The 25,403-nt window shown below is 49.4% G+C and carries 18 protein-coding genes and 1 pseudogene; 5 read left to right on the top strand and 14 right to left on the bottom strand.

Annotated features, from left to right (window positions below; translation table 11 throughout):
• Positions 1-185 precede the first annotated feature (185 nt).
• Entirely contained in the window at positions 186-1,826 is a 1,641-nt protein-coding gene (locus IC230_RS14625) for a RagB/SusD family nutrient uptake outer membrane protein (protein ID WP_191039787.1), read from the bottom strand.
• Between the two features lie 34 nt (positions 1,827-1,860).
• Positions 1,861-4,944, bottom strand: a complete 3,084-nt coding sequence (locus IC230_RS14620; RefSeq protein WP_191039786.1) for a SusC/RagA family TonB-linked outer membrane protein — start codon at positions 4,942-4,944, stop codon at positions 1,861-1,863.
• A gap of 390 nt (positions 4,945-5,334) precedes the next feature.
• Between IC230_RS14620 and IC230_RS14615 the strand changes: the two genes are divergently transcribed.
• Complete coding sequence (locus tag IC230_RS14615; RefSeq protein ID WP_191039785.1) at positions 5,335-6,411, top strand: endonuclease/exonuclease/phosphatase family protein; 1,077 nt, start codon at positions 5,335-5,337, stop codon at positions 6,409-6,411.
• Positions 6,412-6,558: 147 nt separating this feature from the next.
• The gene (locus IC230_RS14610) at positions 6,559-7,470 is read left to right on the top strand and encodes a sugar phosphate isomerase/epimerase family protein (protein ID WP_191039784.1); all 912 of its coding nucleotides are present in this window, start codon (positions 6,559-6,561) and stop codon (positions 7,468-7,470) included.
• Positions 7,471-7,563: 93 nt separating this feature from the next.
• Here the strand turns inward: IC230_RS14610 and IC230_RS14605 are convergent, their stop codons facing one another.
• From IC230_RS14605 to IC230_RS14590, 4 genes are all read right to left on the bottom strand, one after another.
• Complete coding sequence (locus tag IC230_RS14605; protein WP_191039783.1) at positions 7,564-8,892, bottom strand: bile acid:sodium symporter family protein; 1,329 nt, start codon at positions 8,890-8,892, stop codon at positions 7,564-7,566.
• A 108-nt stretch (positions 8,893-9,000) separates the two neighbouring features.
• Positions 9,001-9,663: an aspartate/glutamate racemase family protein gene (locus IC230_RS14600; protein WP_191039782.1), complete on the bottom strand. Its 663-nt coding sequence runs from the start codon at positions 9,661-9,663 to the stop codon at positions 9,001-9,003.
• A gap of 128 nt (positions 9,664-9,791) precedes the next feature.
• Complete coding sequence (locus IC230_RS14595) at positions 9,792-11,129, bottom strand: four-carbon acid sugar kinase family protein (protein ID WP_191039781.1); 1,338 nt, start codon at positions 11,127-11,129, stop codon at positions 9,792-9,794.
• Positions 11,130-11,249: 120 nt separating this feature from the next.
• Entirely contained in the window at positions 11,250-12,494 is a 1,245-nt protein-coding gene (locus tag IC230_RS14590) for a ribulose-bisphosphate carboxylase large subunit family protein (RefSeq protein WP_191039780.1), read from the bottom strand.
• A 359-nt stretch (positions 12,495-12,853) separates the two neighbouring features.
• On the opposite strand from IC230_RS14590, the gene IC230_RS14585 reads away from it, so the two are divergent.
• The gene (locus IC230_RS14585) at positions 12,854-13,636 is read left to right on the top strand and encodes a phytanoyl-CoA dioxygenase family protein (RefSeq protein ID WP_191039779.1); all 783 of its coding nucleotides are present in this window, start codon (positions 12,854-12,856) and stop codon (positions 13,634-13,636) included.
• An 89-nt stretch (positions 13,637-13,725) separates the two neighbouring features.
• Here the strand turns inward: IC230_RS14585 and IC230_RS14580 are convergent, their stop codons facing one another.
• From IC230_RS14580 to IC230_RS14545, 8 genes and pseudogenes are all read right to left on the bottom strand, one after another.
• Positions 13,726-15,315: an ABC-F family ATP-binding cassette domain-containing protein gene (locus IC230_RS14580; RefSeq protein WP_191039778.1), complete on the bottom strand. Its 1,590-nt coding sequence runs from the start codon at positions 15,313-15,315 to the stop codon at positions 13,726-13,728.
• Between the two features lie 159 nt (positions 15,316-15,474).
• Positions 15,475-17,511, bottom strand: coding sequence for an aceric acid hydrolase (locus IC230_RS14575; RefSeq protein ID WP_191039777.1), 2,037 nt, complete (start codon positions 17,509-17,511; stop codon positions 15,475-15,477).
• Positions 17,512-17,632: 121 nt separating this feature from the next.
• Positions 17,633-18,208 (bottom strand): DUF4256 domain-containing protein, encoded by a 576-nt coding sequence (locus IC230_RS14570; protein ID WP_191039776.1) that lies wholly within the window; start codon positions 18,206-18,208, stop codon positions 17,633-17,635.
• A 12-nt stretch (positions 18,209-18,220) separates the two neighbouring features.
• On the bottom strand, positions 18,221-18,685 hold the full coding sequence (locus IC230_RS14565; protein WP_191039775.1) for an SRPBCC family protein: 465 nt from the start codon (positions 18,683-18,685) through the stop codon (positions 18,221-18,223).
• Between the two features lie 6 nt (positions 18,686-18,691).
• Positions 18,692-19,015, bottom strand: coding sequence for an ArsR/SmtB family transcription factor (locus IC230_RS14560; protein WP_191039774.1), 324 nt, complete (start codon positions 19,013-19,015; stop codon positions 18,692-18,694).
• A 435-nt stretch (positions 19,016-19,450) separates the two neighbouring features.
• Positions 19,451-19,597: pseudogene (locus tag IC230_RS34790) on the bottom strand (hypothetical protein); the annotation flags it as partial.
• 260 nt (positions 19,598-19,857) lie between these two features.
• Positions 19,858-20,082, bottom strand: a complete 225-nt coding sequence (locus IC230_RS14550) for a hypothetical protein (RefSeq protein ID WP_191039773.1) — start codon at positions 20,080-20,082, stop codon at positions 19,858-19,860.
• A 260-nt stretch (positions 20,083-20,342) separates the two neighbouring features.
• Positions 20,343-22,505, bottom strand: coding sequence for an alpha-L-rhamnosidase-related protein (locus IC230_RS14545; RefSeq protein WP_191039772.1), 2,163 nt, complete (start codon positions 22,503-22,505; stop codon positions 20,343-20,345).
• Positions 22,506-22,837: 332 nt separating this feature from the next.
• On the opposite strand from IC230_RS14545, the gene IC230_RS14540 reads away from it, so the two are divergent.
• Positions 22,838-24,259: an L-fucose/L-arabinose isomerase family protein gene (locus tag IC230_RS14540; protein WP_191039771.1), complete on the top strand. Its 1,422-nt coding sequence runs from the start codon at positions 22,838-22,840 to the stop codon at positions 24,257-24,259.
• Between the two features lie 225 nt (positions 24,260-24,484).
• The gene (locus tag IC230_RS14535; protein ID WP_191039770.1) at positions 24,485-25,312 is read left to right on the top strand and encodes a transketolase; all 828 of its coding nucleotides are present in this window, start codon (positions 24,485-24,487) and stop codon (positions 25,310-25,312) included.
• The last annotated feature ends 91 nt before the right edge of the window (positions 25,313-25,403 follow it).

The raw sequence follows: 25,403 nt of genomic DNA, 5'->3' as shown, positions 1-25,403 counted from the left end.
TGACAAAGAATTAGGTCGCACCTACGGCGCTGTGAATACGATCCGGTTTCTCTTTCCATGACCGGCCATCCCTACGGAGCCAACTCAAATGTGCCTGTTAAGCTGGCTGATCATTGACAAAGCTACCAAATTTAACCACCATCGATCTCCATCATTTTCGCTGGAAATTATAGAATCTTAGCGACCTAATACCCGTCATTCTGCTTAAACTCTCCTTTATTGGTTACCGCGTCGATTTCACTTTGCGGAATAGGACGTACCGCGTGAAAAGGCTGGATGTTTGGGGCCGCATCGGGGTTGTATTTTTTCACCCGCTCGACCAGTTTATTCGTCCGTTTTAGATCGAACCAGCGGACCTGTTCCCCCGCCAGTTCGCGGGCACGTTCGTCCAGGATGAAGTCAAGCGTTACGTCGGCAGCCGCGATGCGCATATTCGCCTGGCGACCAGGTACAGCTGCCCGCGTCCGAATTTCATTGAGGTAATAAGCGGCCGAGTCTTTCTTGCCTAAATTCAGCTGGGCCTCAGCCGCCAGCAGATACACTTCGCCTAGTCGCAGAATGTAGGCATCGCGCGCACTTTCGGTGGTGGCATCCGTCGCCCGCGTCGGGTCGTCGAACTTTTGAAGCGATACGTAGTGGAATCGATCATTAGGTGTGCCATCGGCTTTGTACATATCATTGACGTCGTAAATCTTGTATTTTTTCGATTGTCGGAACGCGGCCGTTACTGGATATTTCGTCGTCAGAATGGCCGTATCGCCCACGTTGATACCCGCCGGGCGTTTCGTTGCATCGGTTTCATTCGCCCTCCAGGCCGCTTTGAAGGAAGCATAATACCGTGAATCGTTTTGCTCGTTGAACAGGTTGAGCAGAAATAAGGTCGGCATGTAGCGTACGTTTGGAAAACCATTGGCTACATCGCGTTTCATACCTGGCTGGGTATTGTATTCCATCAGATACAGCGTGTGGCTGATGTTGCTACCGGCATTGAACGCCAGATTGGTCGAGTAATTGACCGCCCAGAGTATTTCGGTATTCAGCTGATTCGTAAACGTCCACAAACTGGCGTATGTCGGCAACAGTTTGTAGCTGTAGGCCGTAATGACTTTTTTGGCGTAGTTGCTGGCTTCCTGATTTTTACCCCGGGTCAGATACACCTTCGCCAGAAACGCTTCGGCTGCCGGGCGGGTGATCCGTCCATACTCCGTAGTGGTTGTCGGGATGGCCGTAACCGCAGCCTGGAGGTCCTGAAGAATCTGGTCGTAAACCGCATCGACCGATGCGCGGGTCGCCGTTGTTTCGATGCTTTCGGTTGGTTCCAGCCGAAGCGGTATCGGTCCGAAACTCTCCACCAGATGGTAATAATACCAGGCGCGCAGGAAACGGGTTTCGCCTTCCAGTTCCTTCTGCCGAGCTGCATTTATGCCCGAAGCGGGTAGGTATTTCATTACGTTGTTAGCCAGATTAACAGCCGCATAACACTGCTGCCACATCCGGGTTTTCACCCAGACGTTGTCGGTCGTCAGGCCCTGATACGTTGTGAGCGATAGCTGAGGAAAAATACCGTTCGTGCCGGAGCTGTTGTTGTTGGCTGCGTTGGTCCAGATGTCGGTACCCATCTCCATGAGGCCGTGTCCTTCTTCTTTCCCGTAGAAATACCGGTTATAGGTATAGATTCCGTTGACACCGGCTTCGATGCCTTCGGGAGTTGTAAACAGGCTTTGGGCCGTCGACCCAGCCGGGTTGTATTCCTGCAAATCTTTGGTGCAGGCTAGCAATGTAGCCGCCAGCCCCAGCATCGCCAGATAGTTCAGATATGTTTTCATCTTATGAAGAGTGAAAGATCGTATTTCGTTGAGATTAAAAACCGAGGTTTAAGCCAAATACATACAGGCGTGTCAAGGGCTGATCGATAACGCCTTCGTTTTCGGGATCGAAATCTTTCAGGTTCGAGAACCAGGCGAGGTTTCTGCCCGATACGTATAGCCGCAGGTTGTCGATCTTGAACCGGTTCGTCATCGTTTTTGGGAACGTGTAGCCCAGCGTTACGTTCCTGAGTTTAGCATACGAAGCCTGCCGTTCGGTCAGCGTCGTTACGTAGGTCGAACTTCGGGTGGCGTTGGGGCGCGGGTAGTCATTTGTGGGGTTTTCGGGTGTCCAGTAATCGATGCTGGCGCCGTTGTTGCCCCCGTTGCGGTTATACTTGGCGTAATAATCCGAACTGATCCACTGACCCACGCGAGCGATAAACAGTACGTTCAAATCGAAGCCTTTGAATCGAATATCGTTGCTGAGACCGCCCGTCCAGGATGGCACACGGGAGCCGATAATGGTACGGTCCAGGCCGCTGATTTTGCCGTCGTTATTCAGGTCAGCAATCTTGATGTCGCCAGGGATCGCGCCGTACTTAGTGGCTTCCGATTCTTCACCCAATTGCCAGATGCCTAGTTTTTTATAATCGTAATAAATCTGCGAGGGCTCTCCTTCGATGAGCGAATTGCGGTAGTCATCAGCGATCACGTTGCCGTTAGGCAGTGAAACAATCATTTCGCGGTTGCGGGCAAACGTCAGGTTGGTCGACCAGGTAAAGCTTTTCCGGCGCATGTTCTGCGTGGTAATCCCGATTTCAAGTCCCCGGTTGCGCGTCTTACCAATGTTGCGGTTTACCGTCGTTACGCCCGTCAGTTGCGGCAACGTATACGGAAAAATAAGGTCATTGGTCAGCGCATCGTAATAGTCGATATTGGCCGTAATGCGGTTGTCGAGCAATCCAACGTCCAGACCTACGTCGGCCGTAGTGGTCAGTTCCCACCTCAGATCCTGGTTGCCAATGGTCTGGTTAATCAGGTAAGCGTTGGCCGCGTTGGCGTCGTTATAGGCAAACGAAACCGTGGCGAGTGAGTTTTGCGTAGCATAAGGGTTGATTACGTCGTTACCCGATATACCATAGCTGGCCCGTAATTTCAGGTCGGTCACCACCTTCTGCTGTTGCATGAACGCTTCGTCGCTGATCCGCCAGCCCAGCCCTACCGACGGGAAGAACGCCCATTTGTGCCCTTCGCCCAGTTTCGACGAGCCATCGCTGCGGCCCGTAACGGTCAACAGATATTTATCCTTGAAGCTGTAATTAACGCGGCCCGTAAACGAAATCAGTTTGTTCTGAGTGTAACCGCTGCCCCAGAACGGATTCTGGTTCGCGGCAGCCAGGTTATAAAAATACTGCGCCGGAATCAACTGGTTGTTACCCCCGGCAAAACTCGACGTATTGGTAAACGACAGGTAACTGGTTACGCCCGTAACGGTGAACGAATGATCCTGAACGGCGCGCTTGTAAGTAAATACGTTTTCCCAGCTCAGGTTGCGGCTCTGGTTACTGGTGATCGATGCCTGCGCCCGGGTGCCTGCACCGTCGATGGTGTTCCGGCTGTAGTAGCTCCCCAATTCGTTGGTTGAAAAAATGGCTCCCAGTGTTGAACGTAGCGTAAATCCTTTAAACGGCCTCAGTTCGAGGTAGGTCGATAGCGTACCGCGATTGATTTTATTGTTTCGCTTGTAGGCGTTGGGCTGTTCATCGGCAAGCGGATTAACGACGCTGCCGCCCAGCGGGAACAACTGAAAGTTGCCATTTTCGTCGAAGGTCGTACCCAGCGGTGGAATGTTCGACGCGCGGTTGAACGGGTCCCTGCGCACATCGTTGTCGATGTAAGCCAGTTGAGCCTGAATACCGGCTGTAACCCAGTCGTTGATGGTCTGATCGACGTTGATACGGGCCGAATATCGCTTGAATTCGTCCATTCGGAGAATCCCTTTTTCGTTATAGTAGCCCGCCGAGAAATAGATCTTGGTTTTGTCGGTACCGGCGGTAATACCCAGTTGATGATCCTGCTGGAATCCGGGTTTCAGCAACATGTCGGGCCATACTGGAAACTGCTGCTTCTGGATAGCATCCAACTGAAGGGGGTTGAAGATTTTCGAATCATCGGCGGGGCTGCTCCAGGTGCCCGATGCCCGATAGGCTTCGCGCCGAAACGCAATGTATTCGGGGCCGGTCATAAACTTGCCATACCCCGCTACTTCCGATATGCCCGCGTACCCGTTGTAGCTTAGCTTGGCCTTGCCACTGCTACCGCGTTTGGTTGTGATGATGATAACGCCATTGGCCCCGCGTGACCCGTAAATAGCAGTCGAAGAAGCATCTTTCAATACGTCGATCGAAGCAATATCATTCGGGTTAATATCATTCGCGTTGACGCCCTGCACGCCATCGACAATGTACAGTACGTTGTTTGAACTACTCGGATTGGCAATGGAGCGGTTTCCCCGGATACGGATAGAGGCATTGGCCCCCGCATACCCACTGTTACGGGTGATGTCGGCACCCGGAATTTTACCCTGAAGGGCCTCTATCGGCGATGTTACGGGCAGTTTAATCGTCTCGTCGCCCTTGATCGATACCACCGAGCCGGTCAGATCACGCTTGCGCTGCGTACCGTAGCCCACGACAACTACTTCGTTCAGTTGCTTACTGTCGACTTCCAGCGTTACGTTCACGTCCGATTGAGCGCCAACGGGTACTTCCTTCGAGAGATACCCCACAAAGCTAAACACCAGCGTAGCGTCCGGTCCGTCGGGAGCGGTAAGCTGGTAGGCCCCATTCACGTCGGTCGTGGTACCCTGCGTAGTATTTTTAATCACTACGCTTACGCCCGGTAATCCCTGCCCTTTTTCGTCTCTTACGATTCCTTTGACTGGTCTATCCACAAGAGGCTGGTTGCCCGGCAAGTCGGCAGAGGTCGATGTGGGAAAAACCGCAGCCAGCTGGGTTACCGGAAGCCTGACTAGCTTTGTTCCACTGCTGGCTAAACTTTGCGAGAAAACTACAGTTGAAAAGCCCACCTGAACCAGCCCAAACAGGCTAAAAAACCAGGTACGAATGTGTTTCATAAGAATGAGTGCGAGAAAGATAATTAAGGAATAGCTATTGACAACGCATTGATAAATAGTACGTTGCTGTCCAAAAACAGCTCATTACAACTTCTTTTCTTCTGGCCTTTTCTGATGTATGCGGTAGCCGGAAACTAGAAGAGACTGGCAAACTTAGCGGATTAAAATAGCCTTAAACTACACCATTTTCTCTAAAAATTGTACAATATTAGCATGGTACAACTTTTTGAAATTTTTGAACTTTTGATGGAGAAACATGGGTCCCTGTACGGTTGGCCAGGATCGTACTTTCAGTAGCACTGATCATCTTTTATTGGTACGTATAAGGCATGTCATAAACTTCATTGTGTTTTTGCAGTTAGCTTATCAACTGCCATTTCTGACACGATCATGCCCGTCCCAGATTTAGTTTTGCTTACCTTTTCAATCTGTATTACGCTTGCTTCGTTTATTAACCTGATCCGGCTCGATTACTGGTGGATTCGCATATGGGACTTTCCGCATTTGCAGCTGACCGCGCTGGCTGCTCTGGGATTGCTGGGCTGGCTGGCCGTAGGGCATCATATGGATGGTTTTCTGCTCATCGTGCCGGTCGGGTTGTTGGCAACGTTATTGTACCAATTCTGGCTGATTTACCCCTTTACCCCCTTTCATAAAAAACAGATCCTCTCCTTTTCTCACCACAAGGGAAGTACGTCGGAAAAAGAGAACACGATCCGGTTTTTGACAGCGAATGTTTTCATGGAGAATACCCATATGCCAGAGGTAAAAGCGCTGGCAGAGAAACATAAGCCGGACGTAGTATTAGTACTGGAAGCGAATCAGAAATGGCAGGATGCGCTGGCTGATCTGGAGGAATATTATCCGCATAGAATACTTTACCCGCTGGAAAATACGTACGGGCTGTTGTTCTATTCCCGGTTTCCGATTCGTTCACGTGAAGTGCGGTTTCTGATCCAGGATGATATTCCTTCGATTTACGCACAGCTTGAATTGCCTTCGGGACAATTATGCGATTTCTACGGTGTTCATCCGATGCCGCCAAGCCCCACGGAGCACTATCGATCTACGGAACGGGATGCGGAGCTGATTCTGGTGGGGAAAGAAGCGCGAACCAAATCCGGCCCGGTCGTTGTTGCAGGCGACCTGAACGATGTAGCCTGGTCGCACACCACGCGTCTGTTTCAGCGAATCAGCGGTTTATTAGATCCACGTATTGGTCGGGGGCTTTACAATACGTTTCATGCCCGTTATTTTTTCCTGCGCTGGCCTTTAGACCACATTTTCGTTTCCTGCCATTTTCAGCTACAGGCCATCCAGCGTTTACCGAACTGCGGATCGGATCATTTTCCGATGCTGGTGACACTCACCTACGTAGGGGATCAGACGCACAAGGGTATAGAAATTCCCCAGCCTGAAGGCGATGATCTAGCAGAGGCCAACGAGAAACTAAACGAAGCAGAATAATTGGATCAAGGTCGCTTTTTACGAACTATTGGCCAACAGGGCGGACGGAATAGTCTAAGTATAGCCGAAATTCGGGGATTTATAAGGTAAGTTTACTTCGTTCATCTCTTTATTTTAATAAAACCTACCGCCTTAGTTCCGAGCCCCATGAATCTATTCGAACATTCTACCTCAAGAAGAAACTTTATAAAGCATACCGCCGGTGTTTTTGCCGGAATGACCGTAGTGGATGGACTGGCTAAAGCTGGTATTGCCGGGGAAACAACTGCCGGGTTAACTCTGCCGCTGGGGGTCTGTACTACGTATGACAAAGCCGATTTATTAAAAAAACTGGGGTATTCATTTGTCGAGGAAAGTGTCGGTCATTTTCTGATCCCCGATACAGGAGGGGATGAACAATACGAAAAAAATCAGTCGGCACTGAAAACAGAAAACGTTCCGGTTCGATCCTACATCTATTTCTTTCCGGGCAAGCTCAAGTCGGTTGGGCCAGATTTGCACCACGAGGCTATTTTACAGCGGGCCGACCTGGCGCTTAAACGGGCAAAGGAGTGCGGCTCGAAGAATATCGTTTTTGGCAGCGGTGGTTCGCGGGCCATTCCGGATGGCTTCGACCGGGCTACTGCCAAAGCACAGCACATTGCGCTCTGTCAGAAGATGGCTCCCTTAGCCGAAAAACATGGTGTTACGTTAGCGGTCGAACCGCTGAACCGGAGCGAAACGAATTTTATCAATAGTCTGGCTGAAGGTGTCGAAATCATTCGGGCAGTCAACAATCCCTGGTTTCGTCTGCAATGCGATATCTACCACATGCTCAAGGATGACGAAAGGCCCGAGGAGATCGTTAAGTATGGCGAATACATAACCCATTGTCACATTGCAGAAAAGCAAAGCCGAACCGCTCCGGGTGTCAAAGGCGACGATTTTAGACCCTATTTCCGTGCGCTGAAACAAATAAAGTATCAGGGAGGCTTATCGCTGGAATGCGTCTGGACAGATTTTGATGCCGAAATAACCCGTGGCATTGCGGTTGTTAAGCAACAGTTATCGGAGGTTTGAACCCGAACGGTACGTATTTACGACGCTGGATACAAACTTCCGATGCTGCTCTGAATTGACTGTATCGAACCTTACTCTAACTAGAACCGAGCGTTATTCCGTAGCATTTCTTACGGTATTTGACGTAATCACAGCACTTACAGATTCTTCCTGCGACGTATCGGTTACGGGTCTCCGGCGCCAGTAATTTGCCAGTATCGAACCCGAGATATTCATCCACGGACTGAATACGGCGGCTGGCAAACCAACGGTACCTAACTTGCCCATGCTACCTGCCAGACCCGAAGCCATACCACCGTTCTGCAGGCCCACTTCAAACGCAACGGTTCGGGCTGAATTCTTATCGAGACCGAACAGGCGACTAAGCCAGTAGCCGAAAAAGTAGCCAGCCCCATTGTGAATAACCGATGTCATGAACAGCAGGAAGCCCACTTTCATGAGGTTATCCCGACCGGCTGCGGTGGTTACGGCGGTAAAATAAACAATGCCGAACATAGATAAATACGGCATCAACTCATCCAGCCGGGGATGGGCTTTTGCCAATTGGTGGTACAAGAAACCAACTACCACAGCGCCCAAAAGAAAGCTGAAAATTTCGAGCGTCTGAAGCGCTTCGGGGCTTGCTACGTTAGTCTCCAAAAAGGACCACAACCCAATAGCCAACGCGATAAGCCAGCCCAGCGATAGGCCAAACAGGATGTTGACGGTTCGCCGTCCGCTAGCCGACGCCGTTTTCAAATAATCGTGCAGGAGAGCCGCGAAAATGGGGATGATCACAATTTTGATGATCTCCATCATCATGTTCACAAACTTGATTTCAATGAGTGTACCGGCCAGCAGCTTCAGCAACAAGGGCGTTAGAAACGGAGCTGCTAAGGTAGCCATTGCCGTGACGACGACCGATAAAACCAGGTTCGCTTTCGCCAGATACACCATTACGTTCGAAGCCAATCCACTGGAACAGGAACCGATCAGAATAACGCCCGCTGCAATTTCAGGCTCGAACTGAAAGACTTTTGTCAGGAAAAGCCCCATCAGCGGCATTATTGTAAAGTGGCAAAACAGCCCAATAGCGACTCCTTTTCCGGTACTGGCCAGCCCCGAAAAATCGCGAATGCTCATCTGAATTCCCATGCCAAACATCACTGACTGGATAATGAGCAGAATGAGCCATTTATTTCGCAAATCGAACGACCCCCACTTCGTAAACGCAGCCGGATAAATCATAGCGGTTACCACGGCCACAATGATCCAGGCGGTGTATTGATACGTTCTCAGAGCCGGAATGACTTTCATCCCGAGCGCGAAGCTTACCACCGTGACAACAGCCGCCGGTTGCCAGATGGCAGCATTTTGCAGAAGCAACCCAAGCAACAAGGCGACAACGGCCAGAGCGGAGATAACTAAAGAGATTCGTTTCATGGGTTTAGTACGGGTTGAAAGGAAGGAAATTTTGTCATCCCGGCGCAGGGATCTTAAGCGTCAGGGAATTCGAACTCCCTCCTTCGTTGGGATGACAAAATCCGGATACTACACCAACTGCTCTGCTAAATATTGAATGGCAATGGGAGGACTGGCCAGAATGGGCACTTTTTTGTCGGCCTCATCCAGCGTATCGACCACACGCGCCATCGAGGCTTGCGCCAGAAGAATGACGTCTACTTTCGTACTCAAATCCTTTAGCGCTGTAGCCACCATTGCGTCATGTTTGGACGCATCACCACTCATCAGCGCATCAAACGCGCCTTCGCAGAGAACGGAGGTCAGTTCGATTTCTTTTCCAGCGACGGCCGCCCGACGCTGAACCAGATCGCTGGTGGGAACAAGGGTTGTGGGCAACGTAGCAATCACGCCAATTCGTTTTCCTATCTGAACGGCTTTGTCGGCCATCGGTTGATCGACACGTAACACCGGCACGTTGGTCAGTGCTGCCGACGCTTCCACAGCCGCCCCGATGGATGAGCAGGTTACCAGAATAAAATCAGCACCGGCATCCTCAGCGGAACCAACGTAATGCCCAACGCGACGAGCAATATCGGTTGTTAGTTCACCGCGTTGGATGATATTCCTGACCAGGCTGTGATCAACGATATTGAACGTCTGTATGCCCGGCAAATAGTCGTTACAAAGCTGTTGAAAAACAGGAACTAACGTAGCGGATGTATGGATTAGGCCTAGAGTTTTGGGAGTCATGCTGTTGTTAAATTTATCATTTGTGGTCGGTATGACCCCGACGGGGTCAAATGTCTATAGAAGACATATTGGCTATAAACATTTGACCCCGTCGGGGTCATACCGACCTGTCTTCTTTATCTATTTTTCTAAAACACTCGTCCTTCCAGCAGCACACCGAAATAATCCTCAGCGCCGACCTGCCCGCCTTTGACATTCACCTCAACGCCATCCAACGACGAACCAGGCGCGGTTGCCTTACAAAGTGGGGCACCAGGAACCAACGGCGCAATCATTTCGACGGCCTCGATACCCATTGCCCGAGCCGCATAACTGGACGTATCGCCACCAGCTACCACGACGCGTTTGACCGACGTTTGACGTACTACCTCCTTCGCGATCAATCCAAGTGCTGTACCAAGCTTCTCCGAAGACAACGTAATACCCTGCTGCGCTGAACTTCCTGCTGTGTGCACGATAACGCTACGTTCCTGACGGATTTGGTCAATCGCTTTCTGAACGTAGTCGGACAGGCCTGCCCCCAACGTAGCATGATCGTGAATTTGTTGAGCGTCCAGAACGATTTCAGAAAACCCATTTGCTTTCGCCCAAACGATCTGCCCGGACGTAACGGGAGAGCAACTCCCCGCCAGCACCAGCAACGGAGACGCTTTTCCCGGATTCGGCCAGGACGTAACGGGTTGTAAATCGCCTTTTTTTGCCCAATACTTTCCCAGAGCCATTTCAACGCCCGATGATCCAACCAAAAACAACGGATTCTGCGGATGCCCATATGAGTCCATCAGTTCGCCAATTGGTAATAGATGCTCTTCGTAAAGCGCATCGAACAGAATAATTTCGGCATTGTCCTGCAACAACGACGTAACGGCATTCTGAATACTCTCCTGACTTTTAACAACTTGCAGGATATCCAGCAAACCAGCCTTTTTCGTTGTTTGCTTAGCCAGATGGAGACGCAAATCGCTCTCGTCAGCGGGCGTAACGGGGTGCTTGCTCATGGACGGGTGCCTGTCAAGCCGGTAGATTGTGCCTGCACTACCAATACCCATACGGGCAAACAGATTCCCAAATACGCAATAGCGCCCCAGCGATGGAGCAGCCACCAGCAGGGGGATAAAACTCTTCTGAAAGATTTCCTGCCCCACATCAATCGCTTTGCCGATGCTACCGACAATTGGCGACGAATCGAACGTAGAACAGACTTTGTAATGCACATGGCGAGTGCCCAGTTGGCGCAGTTCCACAAAAGCGGTACGTAACGTTTGCTCCATCACGTCGGGAGCCATCGAACGCGTCAGACCCGCTACACCGATAGCGTCCAGATTGGAATAGGTCGCTAAACGCTCGGGGGTTGGCGGCTCAATGAACAGGGCCGTTTTCAGTCCCGCCCGACTCAGGAATTCCAGCGCGTCCGTAGAACCCGTAAAATCATCGCCGTAGTAGGCCAGTGCAAGGGAGATGCTCATAATGCACTAAAACTTTTTTTTGTCATCACAACGCAGGAGGGATCTTCGCTAACAGCAATTTATTCCAGTTGCCGAAGATCCCTCCTGCGTTGTGATGACAAATTCACACGATACTTATTTTTACTTTCCGCCAAACTTTTCAACTGACTTCGCAAATTCGGGATATTTCCCGGCGGCTTCTGCTACGTTTAATCCATTGACGGCGGCTTGCCAGGCTTGTTGCAGAGCTATTACCCCAGCCGACGGTCCCATAGGGTGTGCCAGAATACCGCCACCCGCCATGTACAATAAATCAATCGTTTTAGTCCGGCGATACGTCTCGGGGGCCTGCCCCCCCCACTGCCCGGACGATACCACCGGCAAGACTGAGTAACCACTAAACATGGGCGTCAGACACGCTTCAATGGATTGCACGACGCTGTCGTCCGACTCCCAGAATTTGTTCTGAATACCATTCACGTGGATTTGATCGACGCCCGCCAGTCGCCATAATTTTTGGTAAGCCGGAAATTCAATCCCCAGCAATGGATGGCGCGTCATCATTCCCCAGCCGTTCCGATGTCCGTGGATAGCCAATGCCCGCTGGTCGCAGATTTTCTTCGTTGCCGAAATTCCAACGCTATTGAGGCTGACCATGGCGCAGGTGCCGCCAGCGTTTACCACTTTTTCGTAGCGTTGTAACATCTCATCAATCTCCCCGCTGATGTTAAAGGCATACATCACTTTTTTGCCCGTTCTATCCGCATGCCGATTGATGACATCCATTACCGCGTCTACCCGTTTCCCGAATGGCGAGTTGGCCGATGAGCCCATTAACTCGTCGTCTTTTACAAAATCGATACCCGCTTCGGCCAGCGTTTTCACCAGCTCCGCCGTTTGTTCAGGCGTCAGACCGATACTGGGTTTTATGATGGTACCAATTAATGGCCGACCTTGAACGCCCGTAAGTTGCCGACAGCCGGGAATTCCAAACGCCGGACCGGCATACTGATCAGCGTACGAGTCAGGCAACTGTATATCAAGAAGTTTTAAGCCCGTAAACTGCCGAATCTCATACAGGTTTCCCTGTAAGGTTGAGATCAGCACCGGCAAATTATAGCCAAAATTTTCGACCGACCAGGATACCGTTACTCGTGCCCGATGATACGTACCGGATGGGCTGGTCGACCCTGGAATCGCGGATTCCGAAACGGTTTCCAAATGGTCAATCGATTCGACACGAGCCGCAAACCGATATTTGAGTTCTTCCGTTTCGCCCGGCACCGCAACGAACGTACCGGACGATTGCTCGCCGGCCAATACCGTTGCTGCTGATTCGGAGCTAAAGGGGGTTTCGATGTAGTAAGTGGCTGTGATACGTTCCATTTTGGATGTGTGCTGAACGTAGTACGAAAACTACGCCTAACGAGGCAAACTTACTGGTTTGAATCAACCTTAATCTCCACCATTTTCTCTAAAAATTGTACAATATTAGCCTGGGTTTACGATTACCTATTTTATGGCAATTCAGTATCCATTCGCTCATAAAAAAGGATTTTATATCTTTGTCAGCATGAGGATGGCTCCTATGTTATAATCATTTCTTTTTGCGGCATCGTTGCCCAAAATCGTCCCAATAGCTTCGGGATCAGGGATTTCTATAACCATTAAATTTATTATCTGAATACTGGACAAGCTGCTCTTCGGCGGACTTGGCTCCAGTCTCATCCCAGAAAGAAATGAGTATGCCAGACTTATTAAATTCAGCACAGATACACAACTTCATACAGGACGGCTTTGTCCGTATTGATCATGCCTTTTCCAGAGCTACAGCTGATGCAGTAGTGGATCGTTTATGGAACGATATTCCCTTCGACAGACATGATGCTGCTACGTGGACGGAACCCGTAGTACGGTTGGGTATGTATGATCAACCGCCTTTTATCGAGTCGGTAAACAGCCCTGAACTACACCACATTTTTGATCAACTGATCGGCGCGGGCAACTGGATTCCCTGTCGTAATGTTGGCACATTTCCGGTTCGTTTTCCATCCGATAAAGAACCGGCGGATACGGGTTGGCACGTGGATGCCAGTTTTCCCGGAGCCGATGCCACCAATTATGTTGACTGGCGAGTGAATGTACATTCCAAAGGACGTGCCTTGCTGATGCTGGTCTTGTATTCGGACGTAACGGAAACCGATGCCCCAACCGTCATCCGCAAAGGCTCTCATTTGGATGTCGCCAAACTACTGGCCGACGAAGGCGATGCCGGGCTATCGTTTATGGAGCTGGCCGAACAGCTGGAAGCGTTGCCGCATAGGGATGAAGTCTACGCTGTAGGTGAGGCCGGGAGTATTTACCTGTGTCATCCGTTTCTGGCACACGCAGCGCAGGCAAACCGTGGCAGCACCCCCAAGTTTATGGCGCAGCCTCCCTTGTTGCTACGTACTGAACTGAACATCAGCGACTCGGCCATTACATCCGCTCCTGTAGAAACCGCGATCCGACTGGCGTTGCAAACCTGAGCTTTAACATAGACCGTCGATTTTTATGATACGTATGATTGACAGTGATCTTGGTTAATCATACGTATCATAAAAATCGGCGGTCTGTTTTACACCAACGTAATAGTACGACCCGTATTTATTTCTTCCAGAAACGATTCGTCGTGCGCGACCACAATCAGCGTGCCTTGGTATTCATTGATAGCCGCCGTTAGAATGTCGACGCTTTGAATGTCCAGGTTGTTCGTGGGTTCGTCCAGAACAATAATGTCGGGGGATTGCTGGCCGATGGTCAGGCAGCATAGCATCAGTCGCATTTTTTCGCCCCCACTCAGGGCTACGCAGGACTTATCCCAATCGTCTTTGGTAAATAAAAATCGGTTGAGTCTGATTTTTATCTCATGCTCCTGCAAGGCCGAAACATTGAATCGCTGGGCTTGCTGATGTACAGTTAACGCATTATCGATCAGCGAGTAATCCTGATCAATATACACCGATTTATTATCCGCTCTATAGACCGTTCCCTGACTGGATTCCAGTTCACCCAGAATGATTTTTATCAGAGTTGTTTTTCCGGAGCCGTTCAGCCCTTTCAGCGCGATACGTTCGCCACTGGTTAGTTGGAAGCGTAACGCTTCGCTCCAGAGGAATTGATCAGCATAACCAAAGTTGATGTCAGTTGCCGAGAACAGAATTTTACCCCTGTGAAGAGCGGAATTGTCGAAGCCGAACCGCAGTTTATCCGTGTCGGGCAATTCTTTACGCAGTTCACTCAGTTCTTCGGAAATCGCTCCTATTTTTTCCGTGTGCACACTTTTTAAGCGGGACGTACTATTTTCGGCACTGTTCCGAAGCGTATTCATCATGATTCGGGAAACGCCCGCTTTCTCCTGCTTCTTTTTGCCGCGTGCATCGAGTTTCTGTTTTCGTTCGGCCGTCTCCCGCTCAATCTCTCTGGCTTTTCGTAAAGCTTTTTCCCGGCTGTGAATGTCCTGACTCAGCGCATGGCTTTCAATCGTTTTCTGCGCTACGTAGAAGTCATAATTGCCACCATACACGGCGATGCCCCGCCTGCTTAGCTCATACACCTGATCGAGCAGATTCAGCAATTTCCGGTCGTGACTCACCACCACCAACGTAGCAGCACTGGACTCAATAAAGTCATATAACGCTTGTCTTCCAGCTACATCGAGGTGGTTGCTCGGCTCATCCAGCAAAACGATGTCGGGTTGATGAATAGCAATACCTGCCAGAAAAACCTTCGTTTTCTGACCCCCACTTAAGGTTTGCATGGGCTGCGTCAAATCCAGGCCATTCAGTTGCCAATAGCTCAACGCTTCGTAACAACGCTCTTCGATCGTCCAGTCGTCGTTGAGCAGGGCCAGGTTGTCTTCCGTTACGTTACCATCCAGGATTTCCCGTAAAGCCCGTAATTTATCGTCAACCCGAAGAGCCTGCGCGACGTTCAGGTTATTAAACTGGCCAAACAGTTGCGGAACGTAATAAGGGGTTGCATCGACTTTGATTGAGCCATGTGAAGGCTGTACTACGCCCGCCATGAGCTTCAGCAGGGTTGATTTGCCGGTACCGTTGTTGCCAATCAGAGCAACTTTATCGTGACGATTGATGGTAAGATTTATGTTGTCGAACAGTAAATCTTTATTAGAATGGAGATAGGCTATATGTTGTAGAGTAAGCATAATTTCTTTCGGAAAGAGATGAATGACGATAGCGAACCGTATAGCGGCTGCACTATTGATTTCCCGGAAAGAAAGTAGATCCTACATTGATGAGACGTATTGACTTACAACGGCAAAGTTACAACGTACTTTTTAATTGAAGCACATTAAAAACGACAGCTACCGGACAAATGGAATCCAGACTTCCATTTCGGAGTGTCCGCGGTTCGCCCAGGCGTAGTAGGGAATCAGGCGTACGCGGGTGGAGGCAGGCGCTTTGTCCGATACTTCCCGATATAGTTGATTGGTCCAGTTGCCTTCGTTCAGGAGTTTTGCCTCACCTTCTAAGGCCACTACGTCGCTGTTGTCAATCGTAACAGGCGTTGGCTTGAAATCATTCTTTAACGACAACGCTACGTTGGTTAGCTTCGTTTTCGGGTTGTCTACTGATTCCAGACAGTATACGATAGGCCCTCGCTTGACGGCTACCTGACCGCGATTTTCTTCCACCAGCGGATTCGATTCGATCAGTTTCACCGACATGGGTAAGTTGATTTCTACCTTATCCCCTGCCTTCCAGGTACGATTGATTTCGGCATATTCACCCGAATGAATGGTTGTCGAAACGGCAGTACCATTCACTTTAAGCGTTGCACCCTGGCACCAGCCGGGAATGCGAACAAATACCGAAAACGGTTTCGTCGGCGCCTTTTCCAGTTGGAGATTTACAGCCCCGTCCCAGGGGTAATTCGTGGTTTGCGTCAATTGAATTGCTGAGCCGTCTTTCAACGTAGTGTTCAACTGACTGCCGCCAAACAGATTCAACCATACGCCTTTGTCGGAAATACTGTATGCGTAACTGCTTACTTCGGCCATGGTACGTACCGTGTTCGGTGGGCAGCAGTTCGACAGACGAATATACGGTTGGCGTCCGCCCATCCAGCGCATTTGATACGGATAATCGTCCGAAGCGCTTAGTGGATTGGTGTAAAAAAACTTCGTACCACCCAGGTTGATACCCGACAGAATCGCATTATACAGTTCCAATTCCATAATGTCGGCATACTTTGCCTCGCCCGTAATCTGGAGCATCCGGTAATTCCAGAGCAGATTGCCGATGTTGGCACAGGTTTCGTTGTGAGCCGAATGATTCGGCAGTTGATACGCTTTGCCATACGCCTGATGGATTTTCTGCACCGTATCGGGCTTATACGACGTACCTTCCGGCGAAACGCCATCGTACAACGCCCCACAGCCCCCCGTTACGTACATTTTGCGATTCACTACGTCGTTCCACATCAAATCCAGCGTTGATAGCAACGTACTGTCGCCAGTTTCGGCAAAGACATCGGCAGCACCAGCGAACAGATAATTCGCCCGGACGGCATGGCCGATCACTTTTTTCATATGCCGAAACGGTACCCGATCTGAGTTGTCATCCGTCCCTTCCGAAAGGCCGCGAATGTCGATCAGCTTTTTGGCAAGTGCCAGATAGTTCGGATCGTGCGTCGTGCGGTATATCTCCGTGATACCCATGTAGTGCGACGGACAAATGGCGTTACGTGCCTGTTCGGGGCTGGCATTGTTGTAAAAACCAATCAGAAAATCAGTCGCTTTTTTGGCGATGTTCAGCAGGGACGTTTTGCCCGTTGCCCGGTAATGTACACAGGCAGCTGTCATCAGATGGCCGAAGTTGTACGCTTCAAAGCTGAGCTTATCGTCGAACATCTTTTTTTCGCCCGACTTCTTTTGCTGGATAATCGCCTTTGTGTACACGTAGCCGTCGGGTGCCTGCGCTTTGCCGATCACCGCAATGGCTTTATCCATCTGCTCGTCCAGCTTTTTGTCTTTGGTCAGCGCATACATACTCGCCACTGATTCCAGCGTTTTATAGAAATCACCATCATGAAAGGAAGGCCCTTTGAAATTACCCTGCTCCAGACCAGCGGCTATCTCAAAATTCCGAAACGAGTGGCTCACGTTTGGATTGGTGTAGGTATCCCACAGATGCGGCACCATCGAATCACGGCAAACGGCAAAGCGATCAGCCCAGAAACCAGTGGTCCATTTAACGGCATTCAGGTCCGTACTTTCCAGTCGGGCAAACTTACTTTTCGACGTATTAACGAGCGCATTAGTCTGACCCCAGGCCGTCGAGAGCGACGTAAGGGCGAAGGCCAGTAAGGAATAGCGGATTAGCGTGCGGCTAAGGTTCATAGCAAGCAAATAGCATAAAAATCAAAATTAATAGCAATAATCCCTTACGAAATATGCTATTTTCTCCGGAGATTGTAGGATGTTAGCATGTGCACCTCCTTTCGCTGTCTGTTCAAAATTTTTATACCCGCAACGAGCCGCGGAACGCCCTGGCGGCATAGTACGATTGGGCACCATTGTGATACACGAAAACATGGCCGTAGCGGAACTCAGCAAAGAGAGCGCCACCAAGTTTTCTGATATCGGCGGGCGTTTTTATCCAGCTCGATGTTTTTGTGTCGAATTTTTCCAGTTGCTGCAACTCCCGGTACTGGTCTTCCGTCAGAAGCTCAACACCCATAGCAGCGGCCATATCAACAGCGTTATTTTCAGGCTTATTTTCTTTCCTTGATTCCAGCCCTTCACGGTCGAAGCACACACTTCGGCGGTCTTTAGGGCTTTCTGCAGCACAGTCATAAAAAATGAATTCACCTGTCTCTTTATCCTGGCCAACAACATCCGGTTCGCCACCAGTACTTTCCATTTCATTGAGCGACCAGAGTTTTTCAGCATTAGCGTCCAGTTTTGTTTGCACGTTAACCCATTCGATCCCTTTATGCCGATTCCTATTTTTCTCAAACCGAGCTTTCAATACGCTAAGTAATTCGTCCCGCTGTTCGGTCAACAGCTCCTTTTTGTTGTTAATTTCAGTACTCATTGTCAGTAGGTGTTAGTTTAATTTGCTTACTACGTCCTGCAAACGGTTATGTGCCATGTTGATGCCCTGGGCAAAGGGCAATTTCAGTATCTGGTCTCTGAGCTCGACTGATCTATACACAACATGCATAGTAAGTTGGCTAGTGTCGTCGGTGAGTGGTTCAAATTCCAGAAACTCAAGCTGGACGCTCAGGGGCGTATTCTCCATTTCGAATGTCCGGGTGATTTTCTGGTTTGGCACAAACTCATGAATTACGCCATTGAACCTGTGCTTATTACCTTTAGGATCAGTGGTTTCAAATTGGTAACTGCCATGCTTTTTACTCTCAAGTTTCAGCACGTTCGTACCCATCCATTGCGCCACAATGTCGGGCTCTACATACGCTTTAAACAATAACTCCAGTGGCAAATCGAATTCCCTTGTGATCACTAATTCCTGTTTATCCGTTTCGGCATGAACCTTCGTTTTTCGCTCCATCGTCGTCTACTTTTTTGACTGGTAGTTTTTCATAATGGATTCCAGTTTATTAAACCGATCATCCCATAATTGACGGAACGGCTCAATAAAATCAGCGATCTCTTTCATTTTAGTGGCATTTAAATGATAGATCATTTCTCTGCCCTGCTGCTCCTGCTTGAGCAATTCGCATTCAGTCAGAATTTGCAGGTGTTTAGAAACGGTTGGTCTGGCCGTGTCGAAGTTTGCCGCGATGGCACCCGCCGTCATGGCGTGTGAAGCTACCAACAGCAGGATAGCCCTTCTGGTCGGATCAGCGATGGCTTGGAATACGTCTCGTCGTAGGTTCATCGTGTAGTCATTTGACTACAAATATATGCGTAGTCATTTAACTACACAAATTTCCTATGGAGTTTGTGAGAACTTGCCTAAAAAAGCTAATTGAGAGAAGGGTTATAGCCTCTGGCCCACGTCACGTCTTCCAGAATAAAACCAATCTTTCGGGGAATGGCTCCGGCCTCTGGAAAACAGGCGTCTTTACGAAGGTCTACTTCAGCTGCTTTCCTTGAAATGAAGTCGATGAACGCTTTAATAGTCGCAGGGTAGCCACAGTCTTTCTACCTAAATTTACCATTTTCCAAAAAGTACTGTCTGGGTTGTTTTAACATAGCGATTAGCAACTTGGCGATAGTAAGATAGCTAGAAGCCCTGTGCTTGAATTTGGGAAAAAGTTTACCGGCAACACAAATGGTAAGGCTATGGCGACCTGACACCATATTACCTCTGTTACGTGTCCGTGGTATTGGTTTGGAGAAAGTCCGTGATCGTTGTTATGGTAGTTCCTCCAAACCTAGTCAGGTCTAACAAGTCTTTGTCGCCTGTTAACAGAAAGTCGGCCTTTCCGTCAATCGATAACGAAAGTAAAAAATTGTCTTTTGGGTCTCGTCAAACGTCAATTTGAGAACTCACCTTCACAAACTCAGCTTTCTGCCTGAGGCTTCTTGGTAAGTCTGCGAGGTCGAAAAGATAAAAGTACTTTCTGAACTTCGGACGCTGGGCAACATCGACAACCTCTTCTACTAATTCCTCACTGACTAATAAGAGTAAGTGTTCGCCTGAAAAAAAGCCGGTCGAGCTTGTTAAAGTTTCTGGTTAGCAGGAAGCTTATCCAAAGGTTCGTGTCAATAACAACCCTATGCATTCTTTCTGGCATAGCGCTCTTTTCGTGCGGTTTCTACCTGTTCGGTTATCTCCGCCAGAGTCGGTGGGTCAAGTGCCGCCTTTGAGCGAAGCCGCTCGACTACTTGCATAAACTCATCCTGATTGGTTTGTTTTAAAGCAATCAGGTCCATGTCAGCAAGGTCCTTAAGTAGCCGTTCTGCCTTTGGGTTTAATATGTCAACCTGATACGTTACCATGCTCAAATCTAAGAATTTTTGAACAGAGTTTCTAGTCAGCCTGCGTAATGCCCCTTTTTCGGGAAATCTCTCCAGATTCAGAAAAATACATGCCTTTACGAAGTTCTAACTCTGCCGCTTTCCTTGAAATGAAGTCTATTGGCCGATGGTTCAAGCTTCCAAACGGCAAATGAAAGTCGATGAACGCTTTCGTAGCCGCAAAGTAGCCATAGCTTTTCTACGTGAATATGTCATCTAAAAACGAAGGCTAAAATCTTCTCTTACAGCTTATAACTCACAACGTAGCTCTTTCCCTTCTCCACCGTCAATTCATACGTACCATTACTCACCGGACGAACTTCCCCTTGTTTGCAAACGGGTTTGGTTTTGCTTTTGAAACGCAGCGTTCCGGTTCCGGCGGCTCCCGTTACTTTGATTTCTTTGGTGCTGCAATACACGCTGACGTCGCCATCGGGTGTGGGGACTTTGCCGTCGATCCATTGCAAACCACCTAGTTGCGGTTCAATCAGATACGTAGCGTAAGCGGGAGCGGTCGGTTTGACACCGAGGTAATATTTGCCCAGCAGATAGATTGGGCTGGCTCCCCAGGCGTGGCACAGGCTTTTCCCGAACGGACGACCATACATGGCGTAATGTTCAGCGCCGGTTTTGGTCGGGTTGTATTCTTCCCAGAACGACGTAGCGCCGAGGTTCAGCATACCGCCCCAGTAGTCTTTCATTTCTTTCGTCACGTAACTCTGTTCACCCAGGGCGCAAAGAGCTTCGAGTTCGTAGAAACGCATGTACGGTGTGGTGATTTTCGGTACGTTTGGATTCAGTAATACGTATTGCTTAACAGCCTGTTTCTTTGCGTCGTCCAGGTAATTAAAGAAGATCGCAAACATGTTTGCGTAACGCGTTACGTTGTCGGTCGTTACCCCATCGACCCGGCTATGCACCAGCGCGTGTTTGCTATCGCTCCAGTACGTACTGAACAGTTTCGTTTTTACGTCGGCGGCCAGTTGATTGTATTTTGTCGCGTTTGGCGTATCGTTCACGATGTTGGCGCAGAGTGCCATCGTTTCCAGACTGCGGGCAAACAGCAACTGCTCAAAACTAACTTCACCTTTCTTGCTCAACCCGTCGGCCCAGTCAATGAACACCCAGTCGCCTGCCAGTCCTTCCAGCAAGCCGTTTTTGTTTCGGCGGTCGAGGCAATAGTCCATCAGGCTTTGCATACGCGGGTAAAACTGCTGGATGAAGGCTTTATCGCCAGTGTATTGGTAATAATCGTAAATACTGATGAACCAGTAAAGGGTATAGTCCATAATGGTGTTGATGTGGCTCGTCACGGGTTCTTTCCCACGTAAGGCCAGCATCGTGCGCGTCACTGAAGGCGAGTCGAACAGTAGGTAATAGTTCATCAGATAACTCTGTGCGGCATCCCCCGACCAGATCCAGCGGTCACGTTTGATACCGTCGATGAAAAATTCGCGGGTGTTGAGGTGAAGCGTATAGGTCGCTACGTCGTAAATCCGGTTGATCTGCTCGTCGTTGCACCGAAAACTACCCCGGTCGGCAACGGGCAGAAACTCGTATAACATCGATACCGAATCCATCACTACGCTACCGTCGAATTGCACATTGACGTATCGAAACGCTTTGGTTAGTTTCATAGTCGAATCGCGTTTCTGCGTCTGATCGATTTGCAGAAAATCTGTGGTTTCGCAGGTGGCGGTAGCACGGGCTTCTTCGGGCGATTCCCCGTAATAAATATTGATGTTTCCCTTACCCGACAACCCATGCAGTTTGATAAACCCGAAGGTTTCTTTACCAAAATCCAGAAAGACTGAGCCTTTTTGTTTATCCGTCTTCACCGCCGATAACGCCTTGGTATTCAGTCGAAACTTCGACGGCGGCAGTTGCGGGTCATTGAAATTCCAGGAGCCCGCCTTCAGCCACGTAGTCCCCGACTGATCCGATGCTTTCCCCGTTTCGTCAATCCACTCTTTATCCTCAAACGTAACGAGCCACGTATCATCCGACACTACGTTCTTGCCACGCACATAAATGGCCGGAACCCGATCCTGACAGAAGACTTTGAGACTTACTTTATGCTTACCCGCCGGTACAGTAATCCGTTTCGGATAACCCGGAAACGCTTTTCCATCGACCTTGACGTTGTATTTACCTTCGACAAAAAGCGCTACGTCTTCAGCCTGTGTCAAGTCGAAATCCTTGTGGAAATCGATCAGGTTATAGTGACTATCCAGCTTCCAGAAAGGGGGTAAAAACGTGGTTCGTTCGGTACGTCGGTTCTGCATGTTGTTGCCTAACCAGATCTCAAAATCGCCCGGATACCAGATCCAGGTAGCCTGATTCTGAGCAAAGCCCGATGAAATGAATGATAAAAGTAGAAAGAGTATAGAAAGGGCTTTTTTCATTTGATCGGTAAAGAAGAACGATTAAAAAGCAAAAATAGGAACACTTTAGAAAGCAAAGGAAAATTTATGGGTTATTTTAAAACTAATTATCAATTAGATATCAGAATAGGCTACTAGGTCAATAGAATGCCCTTGCACCTAACTATATTCCTTTATAAATTACGACTAAAATTATTGATAATCTCAGCCTGATTAGTAGTTAACTGGGCGTTTTTTGTTTCGATTATTTTCTTTTATTTTCTATTTACTATTTTTACCTTTGTTCAGTCGGCAGTTAGAGGGATACCACAAACCGAAGAATTGTCGATCGACGCACAGCGATCTACTAGCCCATGAATGTGAAAACGAGTACCCCCATCACCCTAGGCGTTATTATTGGTAACCGGGATTTCTTCCCTGACAAGTTAGTTGGCGAGTGCCGGACTGATCTGCTGGATGCTTTCCAGAAAGCTGGTATAAATCCGGTCATGCTGCCCGAATCGGCGACCAAACTCGGTGGGGTCGAAACGTTTCAGGAAGCTCAGAAATGCGCCGAACTGTTCCGCAAACACGCCGACGAGATTATGGGTATCCTGGTCGTTCTACCGAATTTCGGTGATGAAAAAGGCGTAGCAGAAACGCTGAAACTCGCTCGCCTGGACGTACCAGTGCTCATTCAGGCTTATCCCGATGATTTGCATCGCATGGACGTAGCGCGTCGGCGGGATGCGTGGTGTGGTAAAATTTCAGTCTGCAACAACCTTTATCAGTTCGGCATTAAATATTCGCTGACGACCAAGCACGTCGTACATCCCTCCGACCCCAGCTTCCAGACAGATCTGAAGAATTTTCTGGCCGTTTGTCGAGTGGTAAAAGGGCTCCGTAACGTTCGCATTGGCGCTGTTGGCGCACGTCCGGGAGCATTTAATACGGTACGGTATAGCGAGAAAATCCTGCAACGTAACGGTATTTCGGTTGTCACTATCGACCTGTCGCACATTCTGGGTTTCGCCAATAAGCTAACCAAAGACGATCAAGCCGTGAAAGACCGGCTCGATGCCATTAAAGCGTATACACCGACTGGCCGTACGCCCGACGATAAACTGGTTCAGATCGCTAAATTAGACGTAGTGCTAAACGATTTTATGCAGGAACACGCGCTGGACGCCACAGCTATTCAGTGCTGGACATCACTCCAGCAGAACTATGGCTGTAACGTCTGCACCAGCATGAGCATCATGAGTGAGAACATGCTCCCCAGCGCCTGCGAAGTCGACGTAACGGGTACGCTGAGTATGTATGCCATGCAACTGGCATCAGGCTCGCCAAGCGCGCTGGTCGACTGGAACAATAACTACGCTGACGACGAAAACAAGTGCGTTCTGTTCCACTGCGGCAACTGGGCGAAATCGTTTTTACCAGACATCGAAATCAGCACGGCTCCTATTCTGGGCACCACCGTCGGCGAAGAAAATACGTATGGCGCCTTGGCGGGCCGAACTCCAGCCTCGCCCCTCACCTTCGGCCGTATCAGCACCGACGATCCGAAAGGCATTATGAAAGCCTACATCGGTGAGGGTAGGCTGACCGACGATGCACTCAATACGTTCGGGAACCGGGCCGTAGCCCAGATCGATAACCTACAGGGTTTGATGCAGTACGTATGCCGGAACGGCTTCGAGCACCACGTTGTCATGAATGCCTCCAAAACGGCCGGTATTCTTAAAGAAGCAATGGAAAATTACATGGGCTGGGAGGTAAAAAATTTCGGTTAAGAATTCTATTCTGACAGGATTTAAAATTCAGTAGCTCAATCAAGGCCGTAGGTCTGTCCTGTCAATAGTCATAAGGTTATGCCAGATTTTTAGCGCCGTAGGTGCGACCTAAATGTCAGCTAAACAGGCCGCACCTACGGCGCTAGAACTAGGAGACAAAGCCATTTTTCTATTAACAGGCCGCCCTTACAGGGCTTTAAAAAAGTCCTGTCAAAAACAGAAATCATGACGCAACAGGAGTTAGCACGTAAGTCGGTTACGTATCGCAGGAATATTTTGAAGTACATTGTCGGGGCCAACGCCGGGCATACGGGCGGCAGTTTGTCGTGCGTCGATATTCTGAATGTTCTCTACAATAACGTACTGAATGTCAGTCCGGAAACGGCAAAATCGCCCGACCGAGACCGTTATATTCAGAGCAAGGGTCACACCGTCGAAGCCCTCTACGTAGTGCTGGCCGATAAAGGTTTTTTTCCCGAATCGGATCTGGAAACGCTGTGTAAATACAAGTCGCACTACATCGGACATCCTACGAAAAAGATAGCGGGTATCGAACAGAATACAGGATCGTTGGGGCATGGCTTGTCGCTGAGCGTCGGTACGGCCATTTCGGCCAAACTGGATGAAAAGCCATTCCGCGTGTTCACACTCCTGGGCGATGGCGAATTACCCGAAGGGTCCAACTGGGAAGCAGCTCTGGTAGCAGCTCAGTATAAACTCGATAACCTCTGCGCTATTGTCGACAAAAACGGTCTTCAGATTACGGGCCCGACAACAGATGTATGCAGCACCGACCCGCTCGACGATAAGTTCGAAGCCTTCGGCTGGGCCGTCCGACACGTTGATGGCCACGATTTTAAGGCACTTACCGAAGCCTTCGATGCGCTGCCCTTCGAACTCGGAAAACCCAGTCTGATCATTGCCCATACTACAAAAGGCAAAGGCATCAGCTACATGGAAAATCAATTAAAGTGGCACCACGGCGTACCCAATAAGGAACAATACGCGCAGGCGGTGGAAGAGTTAGACAACATGGAAATGGCGTTGCAGTAAGCAAAACGAGTGTTTTTGTCATTCTATGTTTGTGCGCGTTCCTTTTTGAGTGCCTCCGTCGGTAGACTACCTTTTGTCAAAGGTCATCAAG

Origin of the sequence: Spirosoma validum (genome assembly GCF_014699035.1) — a bacterium.
GTDB lineage: Bacteria > Bacteroidota > Bacteroidia > Cytophagales > Spirosomataceae > Spirosoma > Spirosoma validum.
Note: the sequence above shows the minus strand (reverse complement) of the source record. Positions and strands in the feature narration are given on the sequence as shown.